General features: G+C 66.6%; 3 protein-coding genes and 1 pseudogene. All 4 read right to left on the reverse strand.

Going from position 1 to position 24,509, the window contains the following annotated elements:
- Nucleotides 1-13: 13 nt before the first annotated feature.
- Nucleotides 14-6,472 (reverse strand): amino acid adenylation domain-containing protein, encoded by a 6,459-nt coding sequence (locus tag GEV38_RS20280; protein WP_371929307.1) that lies wholly within the window; start codon nucleotides 6,470-6,472, stop codon nucleotides 14-16.
- A 42-nt stretch (nucleotides 6,473-6,514) separates the two neighbouring features.
- Nucleotides 6,515-9,739: pseudogene (locus tag GEV38_RS28080) on the reverse strand (amino acid adenylation domain-containing protein); the annotation flags it as partial.
- A gap of 369 nt (nucleotides 9,740-10,108) precedes the next feature.
- Complete coding sequence (locus GEV38_RS20290; protein WP_054573779.1) at nucleotides 10,109-17,962, reverse strand: non-ribosomal peptide synthetase; 7,854 nt, start codon at nucleotides 17,960-17,962, stop codon at nucleotides 10,109-10,111.
- 1 nt (nucleotide 17,963) lies between these two features.
- A complete protein-coding gene (locus GEV38_RS20295; RefSeq protein WP_054573778.1) occupies nucleotides 17,964-24,428 on the reverse strand; it encodes a non-ribosomal peptide synthetase in 6,465 nt (2,154 codons plus the stop codon).
- Nucleotides 24,429-24,509 lie beyond the last annotated feature (81 nt).

Below are 24,509 nucleotides of genomic sequence, written 5' to 3' on the forward strand. Positions count from 1 at the left end.
ATCCGTTTGCATTTCAGACTGCCTCAAGCTCGCTCATGAAGTCCTGGAGTTCATCCAGGTCTGCATCGCTATGGGTATTCAAGCCATTGATCATTGCTGCGTAGTCCTGCAGCGTTTGCGCCTGGAACAACAACGCCAGGGGCAGGCTCGTGCCAAGCTCGACCTGTAGCCGCGCCATGACCTGGGTAGCCAGCAAGGAGTGCCCACCCAGTTCGAAGAAGTTGTCGCCAAGGCCTACCCGCTCCAGCTTCAGCACATCGGCCCAGATCGCCGCGATCCGTTGCTCCAGTTCGCTTTGCGGCGCGTGGTACGCGCGCTGCAACTGGCTGGCATCCGGTTGCGGCAGCGCACGGCGGTCCAGCTTGCCGTTGGCGGTCAAGGGCAGTTTGGCCAGGAACAGCAGGTGGGCCGGCACCATGTAGTCCGGCAAGCTCGCCTTCAGCGCAGTGCGCAGCACCTCGCGCTCGGCAGCCTGGGCCTCGGTGCTGGCCATCACGGCCGCATCGGCAGGCACCACATAACCCACCAGCTGCTTGCCGCCCGGGCCGTCCTGGGCCAGCACCACGCCCTGGGCCACGCTGGCTTGCGCCTGCAACCGCGCCTCGATCTCGCCCAGTTCGATGCGAAAACCTCGAATCTTCACCTGATGGTCGATCCGCCCCAGGTACTCCACCACCCCCGCGCCGCCGTAGCGGGCCAGGTCGCCCGAGCGGTACAGGCGACCACCCTGGCTGTCGAACGGGTTCGGCACGAAGCGCTCGGCAGTCAGTCCCGGGCGCCCGTGATAACCCCGCGCCAGGCCGGCCTGGCCGATCACCAGTTCGCCATGGCTGCCCGGGGCCACCGGGTTCAGCGCGGCATCCAGCAGGTACCACGACAAGTCCGGGATCACCTCGCCGATCGGGCTGCTCGCGCCCTTGGCCAAATCGGCCTGGGTGATCGGCCGGTAGGTCACATGCACCGTGGTTTCGGTGATGCCGTACATGTTGATCAGCCGTGGCTGCTGGTCACCAAACGCTTCGAACCAGGGGGCGAGGCTGCTCACGTCCAGCGCTTCACCGCCGAACACCACGTGCCGCAAGGCCAGGCCCTGCCCCTGCCGCGCTGACGCGCAGGCCACCGGGATCAACTGGCGGAACGCCGACGGCGTCTGGTTCAGCACCGTCACCTGCTCGCGCTGCAGCAGCGCATGGAAGTCCTCGGTGGAACGCGCCACGTCCTTGGCCACCATCACCGCCCGGCCGCCATACAACAGCGCGCCGAACAGCTCCCATACCGAGAAGTCGAAGGCGTAGGAGTGGAACACCGTCCACACGTCACTGGCATCGAAGCGGAACCACGCCTGCGTCGCCGCGAACAGGCGGACCACGTTCTGGTGCGGCAGCAGCGTGCCCTTGGGCTTGCCGGTGGAGCCGGAGGTGTAGATCACGTAGGCCAGGTTCTGCGGGGCTACCGTAACCCCGGGGTTGGCGCCGCTGTAGCTGGCCAGAGCTAGCTCATCCAGCTCCAGGCACTCGATGGCGACTGGAATTGGCAGCACCTCACGCAGGTGTGCCTGGGTCAGTAATAAAGTGATGCCGCTGTCGGCGAACATGTAGCTGAGGCGATCTTCCGGGTATTCCGGGTCCAGCGGCACATAGGCACCGCCGGCCTTGAGAATGCCCAGCAGGCCGACCACCATTTCCAGGCTGCGCTCCATGGCGATGCCCACCAGCACATCCGGGCCAACGCCACGCTCGATCAGCTTGTGCGCCAGCCGGTTGGCCCGGCGGTTCAGTTCGCCGTAGCTCAGGGTCTGCTCGCCGAAGGTGACTGCCGGGGCTTCGGGGGCGGCGACCACCTTGGCCTCGATCAGCTCATGAATGGTTCGCTCATCCGGGAAGGCGACGGTGTTGCGGTTCCAGTCACGCAGCACAGCCTGCTGCTCGTCCTCGCCCAGCAACGGCAGCTCGCTGATGCGCTGGCCCGGTTGGTGCACAATGGCTTCGAGCAGGTTGACCCAGTGCCGCGCCATGCGCTCGATGGTGCTGGCATCGAACAGGTCGGTGGCATAGATCAGTGCCGCACCGATCCCCTGCCCGTCTTCGTAGGTATCCAGGCTCAGGTCGAACTTGGCGGTGTGAGTGCTCCAGTCCAGGCCGGACATTTCCAGGCCCGGCAAGCGGTGCTGGCTGCCCTTGAGCTCGGTCTGGTGGTTGTACAGCACCTGGAACAACGGGTTGTGCCCAAGGTTGCGCTCAGGCTGCAAGGCTTCGACCAGTTGCTCGAATGGCAGGTCCTGGTGGGCCTGCGCGCCCAGAACACGTTGCTTGACCTGTTGCAGCAGCTCGCCGAACGTCAGCTGCATATCGAACTCGGCACGCAGCACCTGGGTGTTGACGAAGAAGCCGATCAGGCGCTCGGTCTCGACCCGGTTGCGGTTGGCCGTGGGCACACCAACACGGATGTCGGCCTGGCCCGAGTAGCGATGCAGCAAGGTCTGGAAGCTGGCCAGCAACAGCATGAACGGCGTCACGTTCTGCTGCTGGGCAACGCGCTTGAGGTTGGCCGCCAGCTCATTGCCCAACTCAATCGGCCAACGCGCGCCTTGATGGCTCGGTACAGCCGGGCGCGGATGATCCAACGGCAGCTCCAGCACCGGTTGCTCATCACCCAATTGTTCGGTCCAGTAGGCCAGCTGCCGCGCCTGCTCGCCGGCCTCCATCCAGTTGCGCTGCCAAACGGCAAAGTCCGCGTACTGAATCGGCAGGACCGGCAGCGTCGGCGCCTGGCCTTGGCTGTAGCCCGCATACAGTTGCACCAGCTCTTCGACCAGCACCGGCATCGACCAGCCATCGGCGACGATATGGTGCAGGGTCAGCACCAGCACGTGCTGGTCCGCCGCCAGGCCCAGCAGCCTGGCCCGCAGCAGCGGCCCCTGCTCCAGGTCGAACGGTTTCCCTGCTTCGGCTTCGACCCAGGCCCGCACAGCGGCCTCGTCGGCGTGCGCCTGCTCCTCGATGGCCAGCTCGAACGGCACTTGATCATGAATGACCTGCACTGCCTGCTCGCCATCCAGGCGGAAGGTGGTACGCAGGGTTTCGTGACGCTCGATCAAGGCGCCGAAAGCCTGTTGCAGGGCGGCGACATCCAGCGCCCCGGCCAGCTTCAGTGCGGCCGGAATGTTGTAGGTGGCGGTGTGCGGTGCCCATTGCCACAGGAACCACTGCCGTTGCTGGGCGTAGGAAAGCGCCAGCGGCTGCTTCCGGGAAACCCGTGCAATGACGGCAGAGCAAGCCTGCTCACCTTGCGCTGCAAGCCTGGCGAAGTCGGCCAGGCTCGACGTTTCGAACAGCGCACGCAACTGCAGCTCCACGCCCAGGCTCTGACGTACCCGGGAGATCACCTGGACGGCAAGCAAGGAATGCCCACCCAGTTCAAAGAAGTTGTCGCCCAGGCCCACCCGCTCAAGCTTCAGCACATCGGCCCAGATTGCCGCGATCTGTTGTTCCAGTTCACTCTGCGGGGCCACGTATGCCGCTTGCAGCAGACTGGCGTCCGGTTGCGGCAATGCACGGCGGTCCAGCTTGCCGTTGGCGGTCAACGGCAGCCTGGCCAGGAACAGCAGGTGGGCCGGCACCATGTAGTCCGGCAGGCTCGCCTTCAACGCAGTGCGCAGCGCATCCCGCTCGGCAGCCTGGGCCTCGGTGCTGGCCATCACAGCCGCATCGGCAGGCACCACATAACCCACCAGCTGCTTGCCGCCCGGGCCGTCCTGGGCCAGCACCACGCCCTGGGCCACGCTGGCTTGCGCCTGCAACCGCGCCTCGATCTCGCCCAGTTCGATGCGAAAACCTCGAATCTTCACCTGATGGTCGATCCGCCCCAGGTACTCCACCACCCCCGCGCCGCCGTAGCGGGCCAGGTCGCCCGAGCGGTACAGGCGACCACCCTGGCTGTCGAACGGGTTCGGCACGAAGCGCTCGGCAGTCAGTCCCGGGCGCCCGTGATAACCCCGCGCCAGGCCGGCCTGGCCGATCACCAGTTCGCCATGGCTGCCCGGGGCCACCGGGTTCAGCGCGGCATCCAGCAGGTACCACGACAAGTCCGGGATCACCTCGCCGATCGGGCTACTCGCGCCCTTGGCCAAATCGGCCTGGGTGATCGGCCGGTAGGTCACATGCACCGTGGTTTCGGTGATGCCGTACATGTTGATCAGCCGTGGCTGCCGGTCGCCGAACACCTCGAACCAGGGCTCGAGGCTGCCCACGTCCAGCGCTTCGCCGCCGAACACCACATGCCGCAGGGCCAGGCCCTGCCCCTGCCCCTGCCGCGCTGCCGCGCAGGCAACCGGGATCAATTGGCGGAACGCCGACGGCGTCTGGTTCAGCACCGTCACCTGCTCGCGCTGCAGCAGTGCATGGAAGTCCTCGGTGGAACGCGCCACGTCCTTGGCCACCATCACCGCCCGGCCGCCATACAACAGCGCGCCGAACAGCTCCCACACCGAGAAGTCGAAGGCGTAGGAGTGGAACACCGTCCACACGTCACTGGCATCGAAGCGGAACCAGTCCTGGGTCGCCGCGAACAACCGGACCACGTTCTGGTGCGGCAGCAGCGTGCCCTTGGGCTTGCCGGTGGAGCCGGAGGTGTAGATCACGTAGGCCAGGTTCTGCGGGGCTACGTCGATATTCGGATTGGCATCGCTGTAGCCGGTCAGGTCTTCGACATCCAGATCCAGGCTGTGCAGGCCAAGCGGGATCGGCAGGGCTTCACGCAGGTGCGACTGGGTCAGTAATAAAGTGATGCCGCTGTCGGCGAACATGTAGCTGAGGCGATCTTCCGGGTATTCCGGGTCCAGCGGCACATAGGCACCACCGGCCTTGAGAATGCCCAGCAGGCCGACCACCATGTCCAGGCTGCGCTCCATGGCGATGCCCACCAGCACATCCGGGCCAACGCCGCGCTCGATCAGCTTGTGCGCCAGCTGGTTGGCCCGGCGGTTCAGTTCGTCGTAGCTCAGGGTCTGCTCGCCGAAGGTAACTGCCGGGGCGTCGGGGGCGGTGGCCACCTGGGCCTCGATGAGCTCATGGATGCTGCGTTCATCCGGGAAGGCGGCGGTGTTGCGGGTCCAGTCACGCAGCACGGCCTGCTGCTCGTCCTCGCCCAGCAACGGCAGCTCGCTGATGCGCTGGCCCGGTTGGCGCACGATAGCTTCCAGCAGGTTGAGCCAATGCCGCGCCATGCGCTCGATGGTGCTGGCGTCGAACAGGTCGGTGGCGTACGTCAACGAAGCCCCGATGCCCTTTTCGTGCTCGAATGTGTCCAGAGACAGGTCGAACTTGGCTGTATTCGTGCTCCACTCCAAGCCGGACATTTCCAGGCCCGGCAAGCGGTGCTGGCTGCCCTTGAGCTCGGTCTGGTGGTTGTACAGCACCTGGAACAACGGGTTGTGCCCAAGGTTGCGCTCAGGCTGCAAGGCTTCGACCAGTTGCTCGAATGGCAGGTCCTGGTGGGCCTGCGCGCCCAACGTGCGCTGGCGTACCTGTTGCAGCAGCTCGCTGAACGTCAGTTGCACATCGAACTCGGCCCGCAGTACCTGGGTGTTGACGAAGAAGCCGATCAGGCGCTCGGTCTCGACCCGGTTGCGGTTGGCCGTGGGCACACCAACACGGATGTCGGCCTGGCCCGAGTAGCGATGCAGCAGGGTCTGGAAGCTGGCCAGCAGCAGCATGAACGGCGTCACGCCCTGCTGCTGGGCAACGCGCTTGAGGTTGGCCGCCAGCTCATCGCCCAACTCAATCGGCCAACGCGCGCCTTGGTGGCTCGGTACAGCCGGGCGCGGATGGTCCAACGGCAACTCCAGCACCGGTTGCTCATCACCCAATTGTTCGGTCCAGTAGGCCAGCTGCCGCGCCTGCTCGCCGGCCTCCATCCAGTTGCGCTGCCAAACGGCAAAGTCCGCGTACTGAATCGGCAGGACCGGCAGCGTCGGCACCTGGCCTTGGCTGTAGCCCGCATACAGTTGCACCAGCTCTTCGACCAGCACCGGCATCGACCAGCCGTCAGCGACGATATGGTGCAGGGTCAGCACCAATACATGCTGGTCCGCCGCCAGGCCCAGCAGCCTGGCCCGCAGCAGCGGCCCCTGCTCGAGGTCGAACGGTTTCCCTGCTTCGGCTTCGACCCAGGCCCGCACAGCGGCCTCGTCGGCGTGCGCCTGCTCCTCGATGGCCAGCTCGAACGGCACTTGATCATGAATGACCTGCACTGCGTGCTCGCCATCCAGGCGGAAGGTGGTACGCAGGGTTTCGTGACGCTCGATCAAGGCGCCGAAAGCCTGTTGCAGGGCGGCGACATCCAGTGCCCCGGCCAGCTTCAGTGCGGCCGGAATGTTGTAGGTGGCGCTGTGCGGTGCCCATTGCCACAAGAACCACTGCCGTTGCTGGGCGTAGGAAAGCGCTAGTGGCTGAGCCCTGCTCACGCATTCGATGACAGCAGCCTGTGCCCGTTCACCGTGCTCGACACGTTTGGCAAAGTCCCTCAACACCGGAGCCTCGAACAGGGTAAGCAACTGCACGTCCAGCCCCAGGTGCTGACGAATGCGGGCAATCACCGAAACTGCCAGCAGAGAGTGCCCTCCCTGCATGAAGAAATGGTCGTCGAGGCCAACCCTCTCCAGCTTCAGCACATCGGCCCAGATCGCCGCGATCTGCTGCTCCAGCGCGCTCTGCGGGGCGATGTATTCACCCTGAGACTGGCTGGCATCCGCCTGCGGCAGGGCCTTGCGGTCCAGCTTGCCGTTCGGCGTCACCGGCAGCTTGCCGAGCAGCAGCAGGTGCGCCGGCACCATGTAGTCCGGCAGGCCGGCCTTCAGCGCCTCGCGCAGGCTGTCGCGCAACGCGCCTTCGTCTTGCGTGCTGTCGGCAGGCACCACATAGCCCACCAGCTGCTTGCCGCTTGGCCCGTCCTGGGCCAGCACCACGGCTTCCTGCACACTCGGCAGCTCCAATAGACGCGCCTCGATCTCGCCCAGTTCGATGCGCAGGCCGCGGATCTTCACCTGATGGTCGATGCGCCCGGCGTAGTCGATCACCCCATCGGCGCGGTAGCGCGCCAGGTCGCCGGTGCGGTACAAGCGCCCGCCGTTGTCGCTGAACGGGTCCGGCACAAAGCGTTCGGCGGTCAGCGCCGGGCGTTGGTGGTAACCACGGGCCAGGCCGACACCGCCGAGGTACAGCTCGCCGGCACTGCCGCGCACCGCCGGTTGCAGGCTGCCTTCGAGGATATGGGTCTTGAGGTTGTCGATCGGCTGGCCGATCGGCACGCTGATGCTTTCGTCCGGCTGGCAGGTCCAGTGGGTCACGTCGATCGCCGCCTCGGTCGGGCCGTACAGGTTGTACAGGCCCGCCGCCGGCAGGCGTTGCAGGGTTTGGCGGGCCAACTCGGCCGGCAACGCTTCACCGCTGCACACCACGCGCTTGAGGCTGACGCAGCTTTCGACCGCTTCGTGGGTCATGAACGCCTGCAGCATCGACGGCACGAAGTGCAGCGTGCTGATGCCGTGGTGGTTGATGGTTTCGACCAGCAACTGCGGGTCGCGGTGCGCGCCGGGCTGGGCCATGACCAGGCGCGCGCCGGTCATCAGCGGCCAGAAGAACTCCCACACCGACACGTCGAAGCTGAACGGGGTTTTCTGCAGCACGCTGTCGCTGGCGTCCAGCCCGTAGGCCTTCTGCATCCAGCACAGGCGGTTGACCAGCGCCTGATGGCTGTTGCCAGCACCTTTCGGGCGACCGGTGGAGCCGGAGGTGTAGATCACGTAGGCGAGGTTCAGCGGGGCCACGTCGACATTCGGGTTGGCATCGCTGTAGCCGTCGAAATTCTCGGTGTCCAAGTCCAGGCTGCGCAGGCCGGCCGGGATCGGCAGGGCTTCGTGCAGGTGCGACTGGGTCAGCAGCAGGGCGATGCCGCTGTCCTCGAACATGTAGCTCAGGCGATCCTGGGGGTATTCCGGGTCCAGCGGCACATACGCGCCGCCGGCCTTCACGATGCCGAGCAAACCGATGACCATCTCCAGGCTGCGCTCCATGGCGATGCCCACCAGCACGTCCGGGCCCACGCCCTGCTCGCGCAGCTTGTGCGCCAGCTGGTTGCTACGGCGGTTGAGCTCGGCATAGCTCAGGGTCTGCTGGCCAAAGGTCAGCGCCGGGGCATCCGGGGTGGCGAGGACCTGGGCTTCGATGAGCTGATGGATGCTTTGCCCTGCCGGGTAGTCCGCTTCGGTGGCGTTCCAGCCGCGCATGATGATGTGCTGTTCAGGCTCGTCCAGCAGCGGCAGGTCGGCAACCCGCTGCCCAGGTTCACATACGATCCCCTGCAGCAGGTTCAGCCAATGCCGGGCCATGCCCTCGATCGTCGCGGCGTCGAACAGGTCGGTGGCGTAGGTCAGTGCCGCGCCAATGCCTTGCTCGTGCTCGAAGGTATCCAGGGCCAGGTCGAACTTGGCGGTATGGTTGTCCCAGACCAGCTCTTCCATCTGCAGCCCTTGCAAACCAACACGTTCACCCTTGGCCTGGGTCTGGTGGTTGAACATCACCTGGAACAGCGGGCTGTGGCCCAGGTTACGCTCGACCTGCAAGGCCTCGACCAACTGCTCGAACGGCAGGTCCTGATGGGCCTGGGCGCCCAGTGCGCGTTGCTTCACCTGCTGCAGCAGGTCAATGAAGGTCATCTGCAGGTCGAACTCGGCCCGTAGCACCTGGGTGTTGACGAAAAAGCCGATCAGGCGCTCGGTCTCGACCCGGTTGCGGTTGGCAACCGGTACACCGACGCGGATATCTGGCTGGCCGCTGTAGCGGTGCAGCAGCGTCTGGAAGCTGGCCAGCAACAGCATGAACGGCGTCACGCCCTGCTGCTGGGCCAGCTGCTTGAGCGCCCCGGCCAGTTGCTGGTCCAACGCGACCTTTATCCGTGCGCCCTGATGACTGCTCACGGCGGGCCGCGGGCGGTCGGTGGGCAGCGCCAGCACGGGCTGCTCCTCTCCCAGTTGCGCGGTCCAGTAGGCCAGTTGCTTTTCCTGCTCGCCGGCCTCCATCCAGTTGCGCTGCCAGGTGGCGTAATCGGCGTACTGCACCGGCAGTGTCGGCAACTCCACGGGTTGGCCCTGGCTGTAGCCGTGGTAGAGCTGCACCAGCTCGTTGACCATTACCGGCATCGACCAACCGTCGGAGACGATGTGGTGCAGGGTCAGCACCAGCACATGTTCGTCTGCTGCCAGGCGCAACAGGCGCACACGCAACAGCGGGCCCTGCTGCAGGTCGAAAGGCAGGTGGGCTTCGGCCTCGACACGCTGACGCAGGTAGCTGTCATCGGCCTGCACCAGCACTTCAACGGCCAGTTCGAAAGGGACATGTGGGTGGATCACCTGAACCGCCTGTTCCCGTTCCAGGCGGAAGGTGGTACGCAGCGTTTCGTGGCGCTTGATCAGGGCCTCGAAACTGCGCTGCAGGGCTTGGGTATCCAGGTGGCCTTTGAAACGCAAGACGGACGAGAGGTTGTACGCGCTGCCCACCTCGCCCAATTGCGACAGTATCCACAGGCGCTGCTGAGCGTAGGAAAGCAGCACCGGCTCTGCAGGATCCCTCGGGAAGATCGGCGTGACACCGTACAGGTTCACGCCTTGTTTCTTGAGCAAGGCTGCCAACGCCTTACGTTTTTGGGTGGACAACGATACGACCGTATCGAGCAGCTCTTGCACAGGGAATCTCCTAAGAAATCAGCTCATCAATTTCCTCCGTAGTTAGACGGTTGAGTGGTGGCATGGATTTAGATGGAAATTCGGTGGAGGCAGCGCCCGGTGCAGGTACAGCGTGACCCTGAAACCTGCACCGAACCCACTTCCCATGGCACTGCACATAACTCATTGAATTGGCAGGGCCCCTGTGGGACTCGGAAACCTGCGCTGTACCTGTGGGAGCGGGCGCGCCCGCGAACACCGGCGCAGCCGGTGCCATCCACCGCGTCGCCTGCTTCGCGGGCATGCCCACTCCCACAGGGACCCCACCAGCTGAAGGAATGCCTCATATCTATGGGAAAGGGTTTACCCACATGCACAGATCACATCAGGTCAGGAAATCAGTTCATCGAGCTCTTCCATGCTCAGACTATCGAGCAGCGCCAGGGATCTGGCCAACTGGTCCTGGGTGGAATCGACCAGGGGCGTCCTGGCTTCCAGTTGACGACTGAAGTCAGCCAGCACCGGGAACTCGAATAGTTCTTTCAATTCGGCCACTACCCCCACCTGCTCCTGGATGCGCACGATCACCGAGGTGGCCAGCAAGGAGTGCCCGCCAATCTCGAAGAAGTTGTCACCCAGGCCGACCGTCTCCAGCTTCAGCACATCCGCCCAGATCGCCGCGATCTGCTGCTCCAGCGCGCTCTGCGGGGCGATGTATTCACCCTGAGACTGGCTGGCATCCGCCTGCGGCAGGGCCTTGCGGTCCAGCTTGCCGTTCGGCGTCACCGGCAGCTTGCCGAGCAGCAGCAGGTGCGCCGGCACCATGTAGTCCGGCAGGCCGGCCTTCAGCGCCTCGCGCAGGCTGTCGCGCAACGCGCCTTCGTCTTGCGTGCTGTCGGCAGGCACCACATAGCCCACCAGCTGCTTGCCGCTTGGCCCGTCCTGGGCCAGCACCACGGCTTCCTGCACACTCGGCAGCTCCAATAGACGCGCCTCGATCTCGCCCAGCTCGATGCGCAGGCCGCGGATCTTCACCTGGTGGTCGATGCGCCCGGCGTAGTCGATCACGCCATCGACGCGGTAGCGCGCCAGGTCGCCGGTGCGGTACAGGCGACCGCCGTTGTCGCTGAACGGGTCCGGCACGAAGCGTTCGGCGGTCAGCGCCGGGCGTTGGTGGTAACCACGGGCCAGGCCGACACCACCGAGGTACAGCTCGCCGGCACTGCCGCGCACCGCCGGTTGCAGGCTGCCTTCGAGGATGTGGGTCTTGAGGTTGTCGATCGGCTGGCCGATCGGCACGCTGATGCTTTCGTCCGGCTGGCAGGTCCAGTGGGTCACGTCGATCGCCGCCTCGGTCGGGCCGTACAGGTTGTACAGGCCCGCCGCCGGCAGGCGTTGCAGGGTTTGGCGGGCCAGTTCGGCCGGCAACGCTTCACCGCTGCACACCACGCGCTTGAGGCTGACGCAGCTTTCGACCGCTTCGTGGGTCATGAACGCCTGCAGCATCGACGGCACGAAGTGCAGCGTGCTGATGCCGTAATGGTTGATGGTTTCGACCAGCAACTGCGGGTCGCGGTGCGCGCCGGGCTGGGCCATGACCAGGCGTGCCCCGGTCAGCAGCGGCCAGAAGAACTCCCACACCGACACGTCGAAGCTGAACGGGGTTTTCTGCAGCACGCTGTCGCTGGCGTCCAGGCCGTACGCCTTCTGCATCCACCACAGGCGGTTGACCAGCGCCTGATGGCTGTTGCCAGCACCTTTCGGGCGACCGGTGGAGCCGGAGGTGTAGATCACGTAGGCGAGGTTCAGCGGGGCCACGTCGACATTCGGGTTGGCATCGCTGTAGCCGTCGAAGTTCTCGGTATCCAGGTCCAGGCTGCGCAGGCCGGCCGGGATCGGCAGGGCTTCATGCAGGTGCGACTGGGTCAGCAGCAAGGCGATGCCGCTGTCCTCGAACATGTAGCTCAGGCGATCCTGGGGGTATTCCGGGTCCAGCGGCACATACGCGCCGCCGGCCTTCACGATGCCGAGCAAACCGATGACCATCTCCAGGCTGCGCTCCATGGCGATGCCCACCAGCACATCCGGCCCCACGCCCTGCTCGCGCAGCTTGTGCGCCAGCCGGTTGCTACGGCGGTTGAGCTCGGCATAGCTCAGGGTCTGCTGGCCAAAGGTCAGCGCCGGGGCATCCGGGGTGGCGAACACCTGGGCTTCGATCAGCTGGTGAATGCTGCGCTCGTCCGGGTAGGTCGCCTGGGTTTCGTTCCAGCCTTCGACCATCTGTCGCTGTTCTGGCAGGCCCAGCATTGGCAGCTCGCCAACCACCGCGTCAGCATTCTCCACCAGCGCCTGCAGCAGGTTGGCAAAGTAGCCAGCCAGGCGGCCAATGCTCTCGTCGCTCCACAGCGCACGGTCATGGCTGTACTGCATCGACAGCGTGGTGCCCAGTTCCACCACCAGGGTCAGCGGGTAGTTGGTCTGCTCCTGCACGGCCACATCGCCGAAGCGCAGGCCACCGGGCGCGCCCTGTTGCAGCGCCTCGGCCACCGGGTAGTTCTCGAACACCAGGATGCTGTCGAACAAGGCGTCACCGCCCTGCCCCGCCCAGCGCTGAACATCGTACAGCGGGGTGTGCTCGAACTCGCGCACGGCCAGGTTGCCGGCCTGCACCAGGCCGATCCACTCGGCCACGGTCTGCTCGGCACGCGGGGCGCCGATCACTGGCAAGGTGTTGATGAACAGGCCGATCTGTTCCTCTACCCCCGGCAAGTCTGCCGGGCGGCCGGCGACAGTGGCACCGAAGCACACGCTGGCCTGGCCGGTGCAGCGCTGCAACAGCAGCAGCCAGGCCGATTGCACCAGGGTGTTGACCGTGACCCGGTTGGCCCGGGCGAAGGCTTCGATGCGTGCGGTCTGCTCAGGGTCGAAGGCCAGGCGGTGGTCGCCATGACCGCTACCGCTTGTGCCTGCACTGCCGGCGATGGCCAGGGCCAGGCGGGTCGGCTCGTCCAGGGCGGCAAGCTGGGCTTTCCAGAAGGCTTCGGCAACGGCCGCGTCCTGGCCCTGCAGCCAGGCGATGTAGTCGCGGTAGTGCGTGGCCTGGGCCTGCGGCGCCAGGCCGGCATAGCGCTGCAGCACTTCGCCCAACAGGCGCGAGGTGCTCCAGCCGTCCATCAGGATGTGGTGGTTGGTGTAGATCAGGTGGTGGCGGGTATCGCCCGTGCGTACCAGTACCAGGCGCAGCAGCGGCGCGGCAGCAAGGTCGAAACCGCGCTGGCGCTCACCCTCGGCCAGGGTCTGCAATGCCTGCTCCAACGCCGGCTGGCCACGCCAGTCATGCTCGCTGCATGGAAGTTCGACGGCCTTGCGAACCACCTGTACGGCTTGCTCCAGTTCGCCTTGCAGGATGAAACCGCTGCGCAGGATGTCGTGGGCATCGAGCGTGGCCTGCCAGGCCTGACGGAACCGCTGCACATCCAGCCCCTCCACATCCACGCGCAGCTGGTTGATGTAGTTACCGGCCTGCTGGTCGTAAAGGGTGTGGAACAACATGCCCTGCTGCATGGGTGACAGCGGGTACACATCGGCGATCTGCCCGGCCTCCAGCGGCAGGCTGTCCAGTTGCGCCTGGGTCAGCGCGGCCAGCGGGAAGTCCGACGGCGTCACGCCCTGGTGCCGCGCATCGCAGCAGTGCTCGACCAGCTCTGCCAAGGCCTGCCCGTAGGCCTGGGCCAGCTTCTCGATGGTGGCCGGGTGATGAACGTCGGCGCTGTAGGTCCACTCCAGGAACAGCTCGCCGCCGTACACCTGGCCGGTGATGCTCAGCCAGTTGCCCAGCTGCGCGCCGGCACATTGGGTACGGCCTGCGCTTTCCCCACTCGGGGTGAACAGGGCGCCGGCCTCGGCATCGAAGCTGGCATCGAACTGGCCCAGGTAGTTGAAGGTGACACGAGCCTGGGCGGCACGCTCGAGCTGGTCACGCACTTCAGCATCGCCGAAGTAACGCAGCAGGCCGTAGCCGAGGCCTTTGTCCGGCACGCCGCGCAGTTGTTCCTTGATCGCCTTGATCGACTGGCCAAGGTCCTGGCCGGGTGTGAGACGCACCGGGAACAGGCTGGTGAACCAGCCCACGGTGCGGCTGAGGTCGAGGTCGTCGAACAGGTCTTCGCGGCCATGGCCTTCCAGCAGTACCTGCACGTTGTCCTGTGCGCTCCACTGGCACAGGGTGCGCGCCAGCGCGGTCAGCAGCAGGTCGTTGATCTGCGTGCGGTAGGCCGCCGGGGCCTGTTTCAGCAGTTTGGCGGTGCGCTCGGCATCCAGCCGTGTGGCGGCGGTACGGGCATGGGTGTTGGCCAGGCTGCCCAGCGGGTTGTCACGCGGCAGTTCGGCGTGGTCGCCGGCCAGCGCCTGCAGCCAGTAGTCGCGCTGTGCTTGCAATGCGGGGCTGCCGGCATGGCTGGCCAGGCGCTCGGCCCAGGTCTTCACCGAGGTGGTCTTGGCGGGCAGGCTCACGGCCTGGCCGTTCAGCAATTGCCGGTAGGCCGCTTGCAGGTCTTCCAGCAACACCCGCCACGACACACCGTCGACCACCAGGTGATGGACCACCAGCAGCAGGCGCTGCTGGCCATCGGCGAAATCGAACAGTTCGGCACGCAGCAGCGGCCCGTGCTCCAGGTCCAGGCTGGCCTGCACCTGGTTGCCGGCGGCGTCCAGTTCACTCAGTGCTGCCAGGTTGCGCTGGTGCAGCAGTGGCGCATTGTCCAGCGGCTGGAAGCGCGCCTGCCACTGGCTTTCGCCACGGCTGAAGCGCAGGCGCAGGGCATCATGCTGCTCGACCACGGCGCGCAGGGCTGCCTGCAGGTGTTGCACCTGCACCGGGCTGGCCGGCTTGAGCAGCACCGACTGGTTCCAATGCGCCGGCTGGGCGATCTCCATCTCGAAGAAACGCGCCTGGGCCGGCAGCAATGCCAACTCGCCGCTGGTGGCGGTGTCCATGGCTGCGGCCGCAACCGCTTGCTTGGCCTCGATGCGCTTGGCTACCTGGGCCAGCTGGGCGATGGTTTGTTGTTCGAACAGCTGCTTGGGGGTGATCCGGATGCCCTGGCGTTTGGCCCGGGCGATGATCTGCAGGCTGAGGATCGAGTCGCCGCCCAGTTCGAAGAAGTTGTCGGTGCTGCCGACCTGCTCCAGCTTGAGCACATCGGCCCACACTGCAGCCAGCTTCTCCTCGATATCGCCTTGCGGCGCCACATAGCCACGGCTGACCGCGCCCGGTGCCAGCAAGGCGCGCTTGTCGAGCTTGCCATTGGCGGTCAGTGGCAGGCGCTCCAGCAGCAGTATGTGCGCCGGCACCATGTAGTCCGGCAGGCGTGCCTGCAATTGCGCCTGCAGTTGCTGCACGGTCACGCCTGCATCGGCCACCCCGTAGGCCACCAGCTGCAAGCGCTCGGCATCGCCCTCCAATGGCAAGGCCAGTACCACGGCCTCGTTGACACCAGGCAGGCCGGCCAGCACCCGGCCGACTTCACCTGGCTCCACGCGATAGCCGCGGATCTTCACCTGGTCGTCGGCACGGCCGATGAACTCGACCAGGCCATCGGCAGTCAGCCGCGCGCGGTCGCCGGTGCGGTACAGGCGGGCACCACCCTCGGTCGGCACGAAGCGTTCGGCGGTCAATGCGGGCTGCCCCAGGTAGCCCTGAGCGACACCCTGCCCGCCCAGGTAAAGCTCACCGGGCACCTGCGCCGCCAACGGGTTGAGGTAGCCATCCAGCACCTGGGCGCAGGCGTTGCCCAGCGGGCGCCCGACCGGCACCGTGCGGCAACCTGGCAGCGGCTGCCCCGGCTCGAAGGTGAGCACGCCGACAGTGGTTTCGGTCGGGCCGTAGTGGTTGATGACCCGGCAGGCCGGGCGCAGTTCGCGGATTTTTTCCAACAGGCCCCAGCTGCATGCCTCACCACCCAGGATCAATGCCTCGGCGGGCAGCACATCGGCGGCGCGGGCCGCTTGCAGCAAGCCTTGCAGGTGGCTCGGCACCAGTTTGAGCACGCCGACCTGGTGCTGCGCCATGTAGCTGGCGAAGCCATCCGGGTCGAACGCCAGTTCCTGTGGCAGCAGGTGCAGCAGGCGGCCCGAGGCCAGGGCACCGAACAGCACGGTGTGGCCCAGGTCGGCCGCGGTGGTGGACACCATCGCCATGCTCGCCGCGGCCGGCAGTTGCAGGCGCTCCAGCACCGCCTGGGTGTAGCTGGCCAGCGCCCCGTGGCTGACCACCACGCCTTTCGGCTGGCCGGTCGAGCCCGAGGTGTAGATCAGATAGGCCGGTTGCTCGGCGGCAATGGCCACCTCGACCGGGCTGTCGCTGCAGGTTGCCCAGGCGGTGTGATCGCAGGCAATCCGCTGCACGCCGTCCAGGCCGGCGAAGCGCTGGTCGCCCGGCTCATGCAGCAGTATGGCGGCGCCACTGTCGGCAATCAGTTGTTGCAGGCGCTCCTGCGGTTGCTGGGTGTCCAGCGGCAGGTAGGCGGCGCCGGTCTTGAGCACCGCGAGCAAGGCGCCGACCCACTCGATGGAGCGCGGCAGGCACAGGGCGACGATGCTGCCAGCACCGACGCCGTGCTGGCGCAGGTAGTCGGCCAGGCGGTTGGACGCCGCCTCCAGCCCGGCCTGGGTCATGAACCGGTCACCGGCACGCACACCGCCGTGGGCCTGGCCTTGCGCCATTGCCTGGCGCCACAAAGCGAGGAAGTTGCCGTGCGGGTAGGCCTGCGTGGCCGCCGGCAGCAGCGTCGCCAATTGCGGGCTGTCGACGATCGCCTGCTGCGGGTCGCGGATCAGCGCATCCAGCACCTGGCGCAGCGAAGCGGCCATGCGTTCGATGGTGGCCTGCTCGAACAGGTCGTTGGCGTAGGTGAAATAGCCTTCGATGCCGTCGGCCTTGTCCGAGAAGTCGAACGCCAGGTCGAAGCGGGCATCGCCGCCGTCACGGGCAAAGCCTTCCACCTCCAGCGCGCCCAGGCGCTTGCGCCCTGCATCGCTGGCGGCCACGTGCTGGTTGATCTTGAACTGGAACAGCGGGTTGTGGGCCAGGTTGCGCTCGGGCAGCAAGGCATCGACCAGGTGCTCGAACGGCAGCTCCTGGTGCGACTGGGCGCCGCCGATCACGTCTTTTACCTGCTCCAGCAGTGCGGCGAAGGTGGCGCGCTCGTCCACCTGCACGCGCAGCACCTGGGTGTTGATGAAGAAGCCGATCAGGCCTTCCAGCTCCTTGCGGTTGCGCCCGGCGTTCGGGGCGCCGATGCGGATGTCGGCCTGGCCGCTGTAGCGCGACAGCACCACCGCCATGGCCGCCAGTACCAACACGAACAACGTGTGGCCACCCTTGCGCGCCTGGCTGCGCAGGGCCTCGGCCTGTTCGGCGCCGATGTCCACACGCACCACCGCGCCACGCTGGCTGGGCGTGGCCGGGCGCTCGAAGTCCAGCGGCAGGCTCAGCACCGGCTGCTCGCCGCCCAACTGGGCCTGCCAGTAGGCCAGTTGGCGCTGCGCTTCACCTGCCTCGAGCCAGGCGCGCTGCCAGATGGCGTAGTCGGCGTACTGGATCGGCAAGGCCGGCAACTCGGCCTGCCGGCCTTCGGCCAGGGCGCTGTACAGCTGGATGAATTCCTGCACCAGCACATCGCTGGACCAGCCGTCCGAGATGATGTGGTGCATGCTCAGCGCCAGCACGTGGTGATCGGCGGCCACGCGCAGCAGGGTCACCCGCAGCAGCGGGCCACTCAGCAGGTCGAAGGGCTGCTTGAGGGCGGCGTCCACGGCCACGCTCAGCGCTGTCTCATCGACGGCACCGTCGAGCATCAGCAATTCCAGCGCCAGCGGGCAGTGCTCGAGGATTTCCTGGTAGAACTCGCCCTCCTCCGAGGCAAAGCGCGTGCGCAGCGATTCGTGGCGTTGCACCAGCGCATCCAGCGCCTGCTGCAGCACTGCCTGGTCCAGCGCGCCCTTCAGGCGTACCGCCATCGGCACGTTGTAGGCTGGGCTGTCGGGCTCCAGCTGCCAGAGAAACAGCAGGCGTTGCTGGGCGTACGACAGCGGAATACGCGCCAGGCCCTGGCGCGCGGGCACGATGGGCAGCAGGCGGAAGCTCTGGCCGGTGGCCTGCATCTTTTCCAGGATCTGCTGGCGTTGCTCCACAGGGAGGCCAACGAAACGTTGGGCGATACGTTGTGCGGCAGTGAGTTCCATGTCAGGCCTCTGTGAATGCATTCATCATGTGTTCGATATCGCTCAGGCCATCGTCGGAGAGCGACAGGCCCTGCTCGTCCAGTGCCTGGGCGAACGCTCGTAGTTCGGGGTGGCTGAAGATCAGCCGCAGGGGTATGTCCAGCCCAAGCTCGACGTTGATCCGCGACACTGCCTGGGCCGCCAGCAAGGAGTGGCCGCCCAGCTCGAAGAAGTTGTCGCTCAGGCCGACCCGGGCAACGTTAAGCAACTGCGCCCAGATGTTCGCGAGCTGCTGCTGCCGCTCGGTCTGCGGCGCCTGGTAGTCATGCTGTGGCTGGTTCGGGTCGGGCAGCGGCAGCGCCTTGCGGTCGAGTTTGCCGCTGGGGGTCAGCGGCATGCTCGGCAGGGTCACCAGGTAGGCCGGGATCATGTAGTCCGGCAGGCTGGCCTTGAGGTACTGCTTCAGGGCCTGGCGCAGATCGCCGCGGTAGCCTTCGGCCGGCACCGCATAGGCGCATAGCTGCTTGCCACCGGGCAGGTCGATGGCCAGCACGGTGGCTTCGCGAACGTCCGGGTGCGCCCGCAGGTACTGCTCGATCTCGCCCAGCTCGATACGGAAGCCGCGCACCTTCACCTGGTGGTCGACCCGGCCGCGATAGGCCAGCTGGCCGTTTTCGTCGTAGCACCCGAGGTCGCCGGTGCGGTACAGGCGGCCACCGCCAACCGGGTCGAACGGGTCGGGGATGAAACGCTCGGCGGTGAGTGACGGCCGCTGGTGATAACCGCGCGCCAGGCACCCTGCCCCGCCGATGAACAGCTCGCCGGGCACGCCCACCGGTGTCGGCGCCAGGCCATCGTCCAGAGCATGCAGGGTACGCCCCGGCAAGGCACGGCCGATCGGTACGCCGCCCAGGCTGATCTGCTCCACGGTCATCTGCGAACAATCGTAGGTGGTGGCGACCACGGTGGCTTCGGTCGGGCCGTAGGTGTTCAGCAGGCGCACTGCTGGCGGGCCATCGGCCAGCCAGGCGCGCAGGGCATCTTCCGGCACCGCTTCTCCCCCCACGTGAATCTGCTTCAGCCGGCCATAGGCCTCGGGGGCGCGGCGCTCCAGCGCCAGCAGGCGCCAGTAGGCCGCCGGCAGGTCGGCCACAGTCACGCCGTGGCGGTTGATCTCGTCCAGCAGGGTGGCGGTGTCCCACAGCCGCAGGTCGCGCAGCACCACACAGGCGCCCTGGGCCAGCGGCGGGAAGAACTGCTCGATGAAGCCATCGAAGCTGATGGTGGCGAACTGCAGCACGCGATCGCTCGGGGTGAGGCGCGAATAGTCGCCGGCCACCTGGCAGAACAGCGACAGGGCCTGGTGGTCGATGGCCACGCCCTTGGGCATGCCGGTGGAGCCGGAGGTGTAGATGACGTAGGCGAGGTTGTGCGGTGCCGCCAGGTTGGCCAGCGGTTCGGCGGGCCAGGCTTGCAGCCACTCGGTGCCCGGCTCCAGTACCACGCAGGGCAGTTGCTTGCCCAATTGCAGGCGCTCACGCGAGGGCGCATCGGCCAGCAGCAGGCCGATATTGCTGTCCTCGACCATGTAGGCCAGGCGTTCTTGCGGGTAGTCCGGGTCCAGCGGCACATAGGCGCCACCCGCCTTGTGAATGGCGATCAGCGCCAGGGCCATGCCCAGGCCGCGCTCGACAGCCACGCCAACCAGGCAGTCCGGCCCCACACCCAGCGCCCGAAGGCGGTGAGCCAGCTGGTTGCTGCTGCGGTCCAGTTCGGCGTAGGTCATCTGCTGGTCGTCGAAGATCAGCGCCAGCGCATCCGGCCGCTCGTGGGCCTGTCGCGCCAGCAGCTGGTGCGCACACAAGCCGCTGCCAGCCTGGGGCGCCGGGTTCCAGCCGTGGGTCAGCTGCTGGCGTTCGCTACTGCCAAGGAAGTCCAGCTCGGCAATGCAGCATTGTGGTTCGGCGCAGATGGCTTCCAGCAGTGCTTGCCAATGCCCGGCCATGCGCTCGATACGTGCGGCATCGAACAGGTCGGTGGAATAGTTGAACGAGGCCGTCACGCCATCGGAGCGCTCCAGGGTGTTGAGCGATATGTCGTACTGCGCGCCCGGCTCCAGCAGGTCCACTTCCTTGACCTGCAGGCCGTGCAGGGCATCGCTGGACACCTGCTCGCCGAGGTCGCGCAGGTGGTTGTACAGCACCTGGAAGATCGGGTTCACACCCTGGTCACGCTCCGGATACAGCGCCTCGGCTACTTCGAGGAACGGCACATCCTTGTTGGCCTGGGCCTGCAGGGTGGTCTCCTTGATCGCCGCCAGCAGCTGCGAGAACGGCTGGCTGCCATCGACACGGATACGAGCCACGACCACGTTGATGAAGAAGCCGATCAGCCCTTCAAGCTCCAGGCGGTTGCGGTTGGTGACCGGCACACCGATGTTGAGCGTGCCCTTGCGGCTGTAGCGCGACAGCACGATGGCATAGGCCGCCAGGAACACATGGAACAATGTGGCGTTGGATGCCACCGCCAGTGCCCGCAGGCGCTCGGTGAGGGCCTGTGGCAGGCGCACGTCGAAGCGGCTGCCCTGGTAGCTTTTGACCTGCGGGCGAATGCGGTCGGCAGGCAGTTCCAGCACTTCGAAGTCGTCTTCCAGGCGGGCCTTCCAGTAGTCGATCTGCGCCTGCATCTGCCCCTCGGCCAGCCACTTGCGCTGCCAGGCGGCGAAGTCGGCGTACTGCACCGGCAGCGGCTCGACGGCTTGCGCCTGGCCCGTGGCGGCGGCGTTGTAGGCGGCGGCGAACTCGCGCACCAGCAGGCTCATCGACCAGCCATCGGAGACGATATGGTGCAAGGTCAGCGACAGCAGGTGCTCCTGCGCATGCACCCTGAACAAGCGTGCGCGCAGCAGCGGGCCGTGCTCCAGGTCGAACGGGACGAAGGCTTCAGCTTCCAGCTTGCGCATCTGCGCGGCGTGGTCCTGGCCGCTGAGGTCTTCGAAACCGATCGGTACCGTGGCAGCCGGCAGGATGCGCTGCCAAGGCAGGCCGTCGGCCTCGACGAACACCGTGCGCAACGATTCGTGGCGGGCCACCAAGGCATCCAGCGCTGCCTCCACGGCGCAGTGGTCGAGGTGGCCCTGCATGCGCACGGCCATCGGCGTGTTGTAGGCCAGGCTTTCGGGGTTGAGCTTCCAGAACAGCCACTGGCGGTTCTGCGAGGGGGACACTGGCAGCGGTTGCTGGCGATCGAGGATTTCGATGTCCAGGCCTGCGCCCTGCTCGCCTTCGGCCACGGCCTGGGCGAAGGCCTGCAGGTCGACGGTGTCGAACAGGCTGCGCAGCGGAATATCCACGCCCAATTGCTTGCGTATCCGCGATACCGCCTGGGTGGCCAGCAGCGAATGGCCGCCAAGGGCAAAGAAGTTGTCGCCCAGGCCTACCTGCGGTACTTGCAGGACTTGCGCCCAAATCTGTGCCAATTGCGTTTGCAGCGGGGTCTGCGGCGCTTGATAGGCCACCTGGGTGGCGGCGGGTTCCGGCAGTGCCTTGACATCGACCTTACCGTTGACCGTGACCGGCAGGTGCTCCAGCACCATCAGGTGGGTCGGCACCATGTGCTCGGGCAGCAGGCTCTTGAGGCTGGCGCGGATCGATTCCTGCCAGGCCAGGCTGTCGGCCGGCATCTGAACGGGCACCAGCCAGGCAGCCAGTTGCAGTTGCGGCCCTTGGCCATGCACGCGCACCAGGGCATTGGCGACACCGCCCAGGGCACGCAGCTGGTTTTCGATTTCGGCCAGTTCCACGCGATAGCCACGGACCTTGACCTGGCCATCCATGCGCCCGGCGAACTGCAGGTCGCTGCCTTGGCGAACCCAGTCACCGCTGCGGTACAGGCGCTGGCCGTGGCCGTTCGGGTCGGGAACGAAGCGCTCGGCGGTGAGTGCCGGGCGGTTCAGGTAGCCACGGGCCAGGCCGGCGCCACCGATGTACAGCTCGCCCTTGGCTTTGGCCGGCAGGGGTTGCAGGCAGCGGTCGAGCACCGCGACGCGGGTGTTGGCCAGTGGCTGGCCGAGGCTGGCCTGCCCGTTCAGTTCGGCGACCAGCACACCGACGGTGGTCTCGGTCGGGCCGTAGTGGTTGAACACCTTGAGCGCCGGGGCCAGGTTGCGGACCTTGCCCAGCAGGCTCGGGCTGATGGCCTCGCCGCCGAGCACCAGGCACTGGGCCGGCAGCGCCGAGCGGCCAGCCACCAACATGGCCTCCAGGTGCGACGGTACGATCTTCAGCGCGTCTACCTGGTGCTCGGTCAGGTAGGCGGCGAAGCCTTCGGCATCCAGCACCTGCTCGCGTAGCAGCAAATGCAGGGTGTGGCTGCCGCACAAGGCGCCGAACAGCATGGTGTGGCCGAGGTCGGCAGCCGGGGTCGAGACCTGGGCCATGCTACGGATGCGCTCGAGCGGCAAACGTGCGGCGATGCCTTCGACGTAGTTGGCCAGGCCGCCATGGCTGATCGCCACGCCCTTGGGCTGGCCGGTGGTGCCGGAGGTGTAGATCACGTAGGCCAGGTTGGCCGGCGCCGGGGCGATGCGGGCGGCGCTGCCGCTGCCGGTTTGCGCCCAGTCCAGGCGCTGCACGCCCTCGGGCAGTTCGGCCTGCCAGTTACCGGGCGCCAGTACAAGGCGCGTAGCGCTGTCGGCGAGCATGTAGGCCAAGCGTTCGGCCGGCTGCTCGGGCTCCAGTGGCAGGTAGGCGCCACCGGCCTTGAGCACGCCGAGGATACTGGCGAGCATGCCGACACTGCGGTCGGCCAGCACGCCGACCAGTGTGTCCGGCCCTGCTCCGGCTTCCACCAGCCGGCCTGCAATTGCTTCGGCGCGGGCATCGAGTTCGGCGAAGCTGGCCTGCTCGCCCGCAGCCATCACCGCCGTGCGTTCGGGGTGGCGGCTGGCGGCCGAGGCAAAACGCTGGTGAACCAGCAGCGTTGCGTCAGCCTGCGCAGGCGCGCCAATGGCAGGGGCCAGGCCTGGCAATGGCAGCTCGCCGACTGCGCCACCCGCTTCGTCGGCCAATGCCTGCACCAGGGCCAGCCACTGCTCGCCAAGGGCTTCGACGGTGGCCGTATCGAACACGTCGGTCGCATAGGTGAACGCTGCGTGCAGTTGCCCCGCTCGCTCATGGGTGTCCAGCGCCAGGTCGAAGCGGGCGCTGTGCTTTGCCAGGTTGACCGGCGCCAGGTGCAAACCGGAGCGGGTCTCGATGGCCTGCACATCCGCCACCTGCGCCTGGTGGTTGAACAGCACACGGAACAGCGGGCTCTCGCTGCTGCGCGGCAGGTCCAGGGCTTCTACCAGTTGCTCGAACGGCAGGTCCTGGTGGCTTTGCGCGCCTAGGGCGGTTTCGCGCACGCGCTGGAGCAGGCCGGTGATGTCCAGCAGTGGGTCGATTTCGGTGTGCAATACCTGGGTATTGATGAAGCAGCCGATCAGCCCTTGGCTTTCGGCGCGGTTGCGGTTGGCGATGGGCACGCCGACACGGATCGCCGACTGGCCGCTGTAGCGCTGCAGTAGCAGCTTGAAGGCGGCCAGCAGGACCATGAACAGGGTGACGTTATGCTTGCGTGCCAGGCCGCGCAGCCGTTCGACGACATCTGCGGCGATGGGGAACTCGTGACGCGCGCCACGATAGCTGGGGCGGCCCTCGCGGCTGCGGTCCAGTGGCAGCTCCAGCGGCGAATGGTCATCGCCCAGGCGCGCCTGCCAGTAGGCCAGCTGGCGCTCCTGCTCACCGGCCTGGAGCCAGCTGCGCTGCCACAGGGCGTAGTCGCGGTACTGGATCGGCAGCGGTTCCAGGCGGGCTTCGCTGCCGGCCACGGCGGCGTCGTACAGGTGCAGGAATTCGTCGATCAGCACGTTCATCGACCAGCCGTCGGCGACGATGTGGTGCAGGGTGAGCAGCAGTATGTGCTCCTCTGCCGCCAGTTGCAGCAGGCGCACACGCAGCAGCGGGCCGCTGGCCAGGTCGAAGGGGGCCAGGGCTTCGGCTTCGGCGATGGTTTCGATGGCGGCCTGACGGGCGCCCTCGTCCAGGCCGGCCAGGGCATCCTGGTGCAGCTGCAACGGGGCGGCGCTGGCCTCGACCTGCTGGCGCACGTCATCGCCGTCGGCGACGAAGCGGGTGCGCAGGGTTTCGTGGCGGGCCACCAGGGCATCGAAGGCGTGCTGCAGGGCGGCCAGATCCAGCGAGCCATTCAGGCGCACGGCCATGGGCAGGTTATACGCCGCGCCTTGCGGGTCGAGCTGCCAGAGGAACCACATGCGCCGCTGGGCGTACGACAGCTGGTCACGCTCGGCCACCTCTACCCCGGGCGCAATCGGCAGCACGGAAAAATCCATGCCCTCGCCCTGCAGCGCCTTGAGGAACAGGCGGCGCTTGTCGGGGCTGAGTTCGATGAAGCGGCGGGCGAGCTTGAGCGTTTGGTCGGCATTCATGTCGAGCGGTGTCCTGGCAGTCGAGCGGTAACTGTCAGACGAAGGTGTGGGGGGTTGATTTAGTGGCGGGACTGCAGGGCT

The sequence above is a fragment of the Pseudomonas sp. 13159349 genome (genome assembly GCF_013305685.1).
Classification (GTDB): domain Bacteria; phylum Pseudomonadota; class Gammaproteobacteria; order Pseudomonadales; family Pseudomonadaceae; genus Aquipseudomonas; species Aquipseudomonas asiatica.

Bases quoted from the DNA above. Each gene is read 5' to 3' on its own strand.
- GEV38_RS20295 (WP_054573778.1), bottom strand. From the start codon at position 24,428: ATGAATGCCGACCAAACGCTCAAGCTCGCCCGCCGCTTCATCGAACTC.
- GEV38_RS20290 (WP_054573779.1), bottom strand. From the start codon at position 17,962: ATGGAACTCACTGCCGCACAACGTATCGCCCAACGTTTCGTTGGCCTC.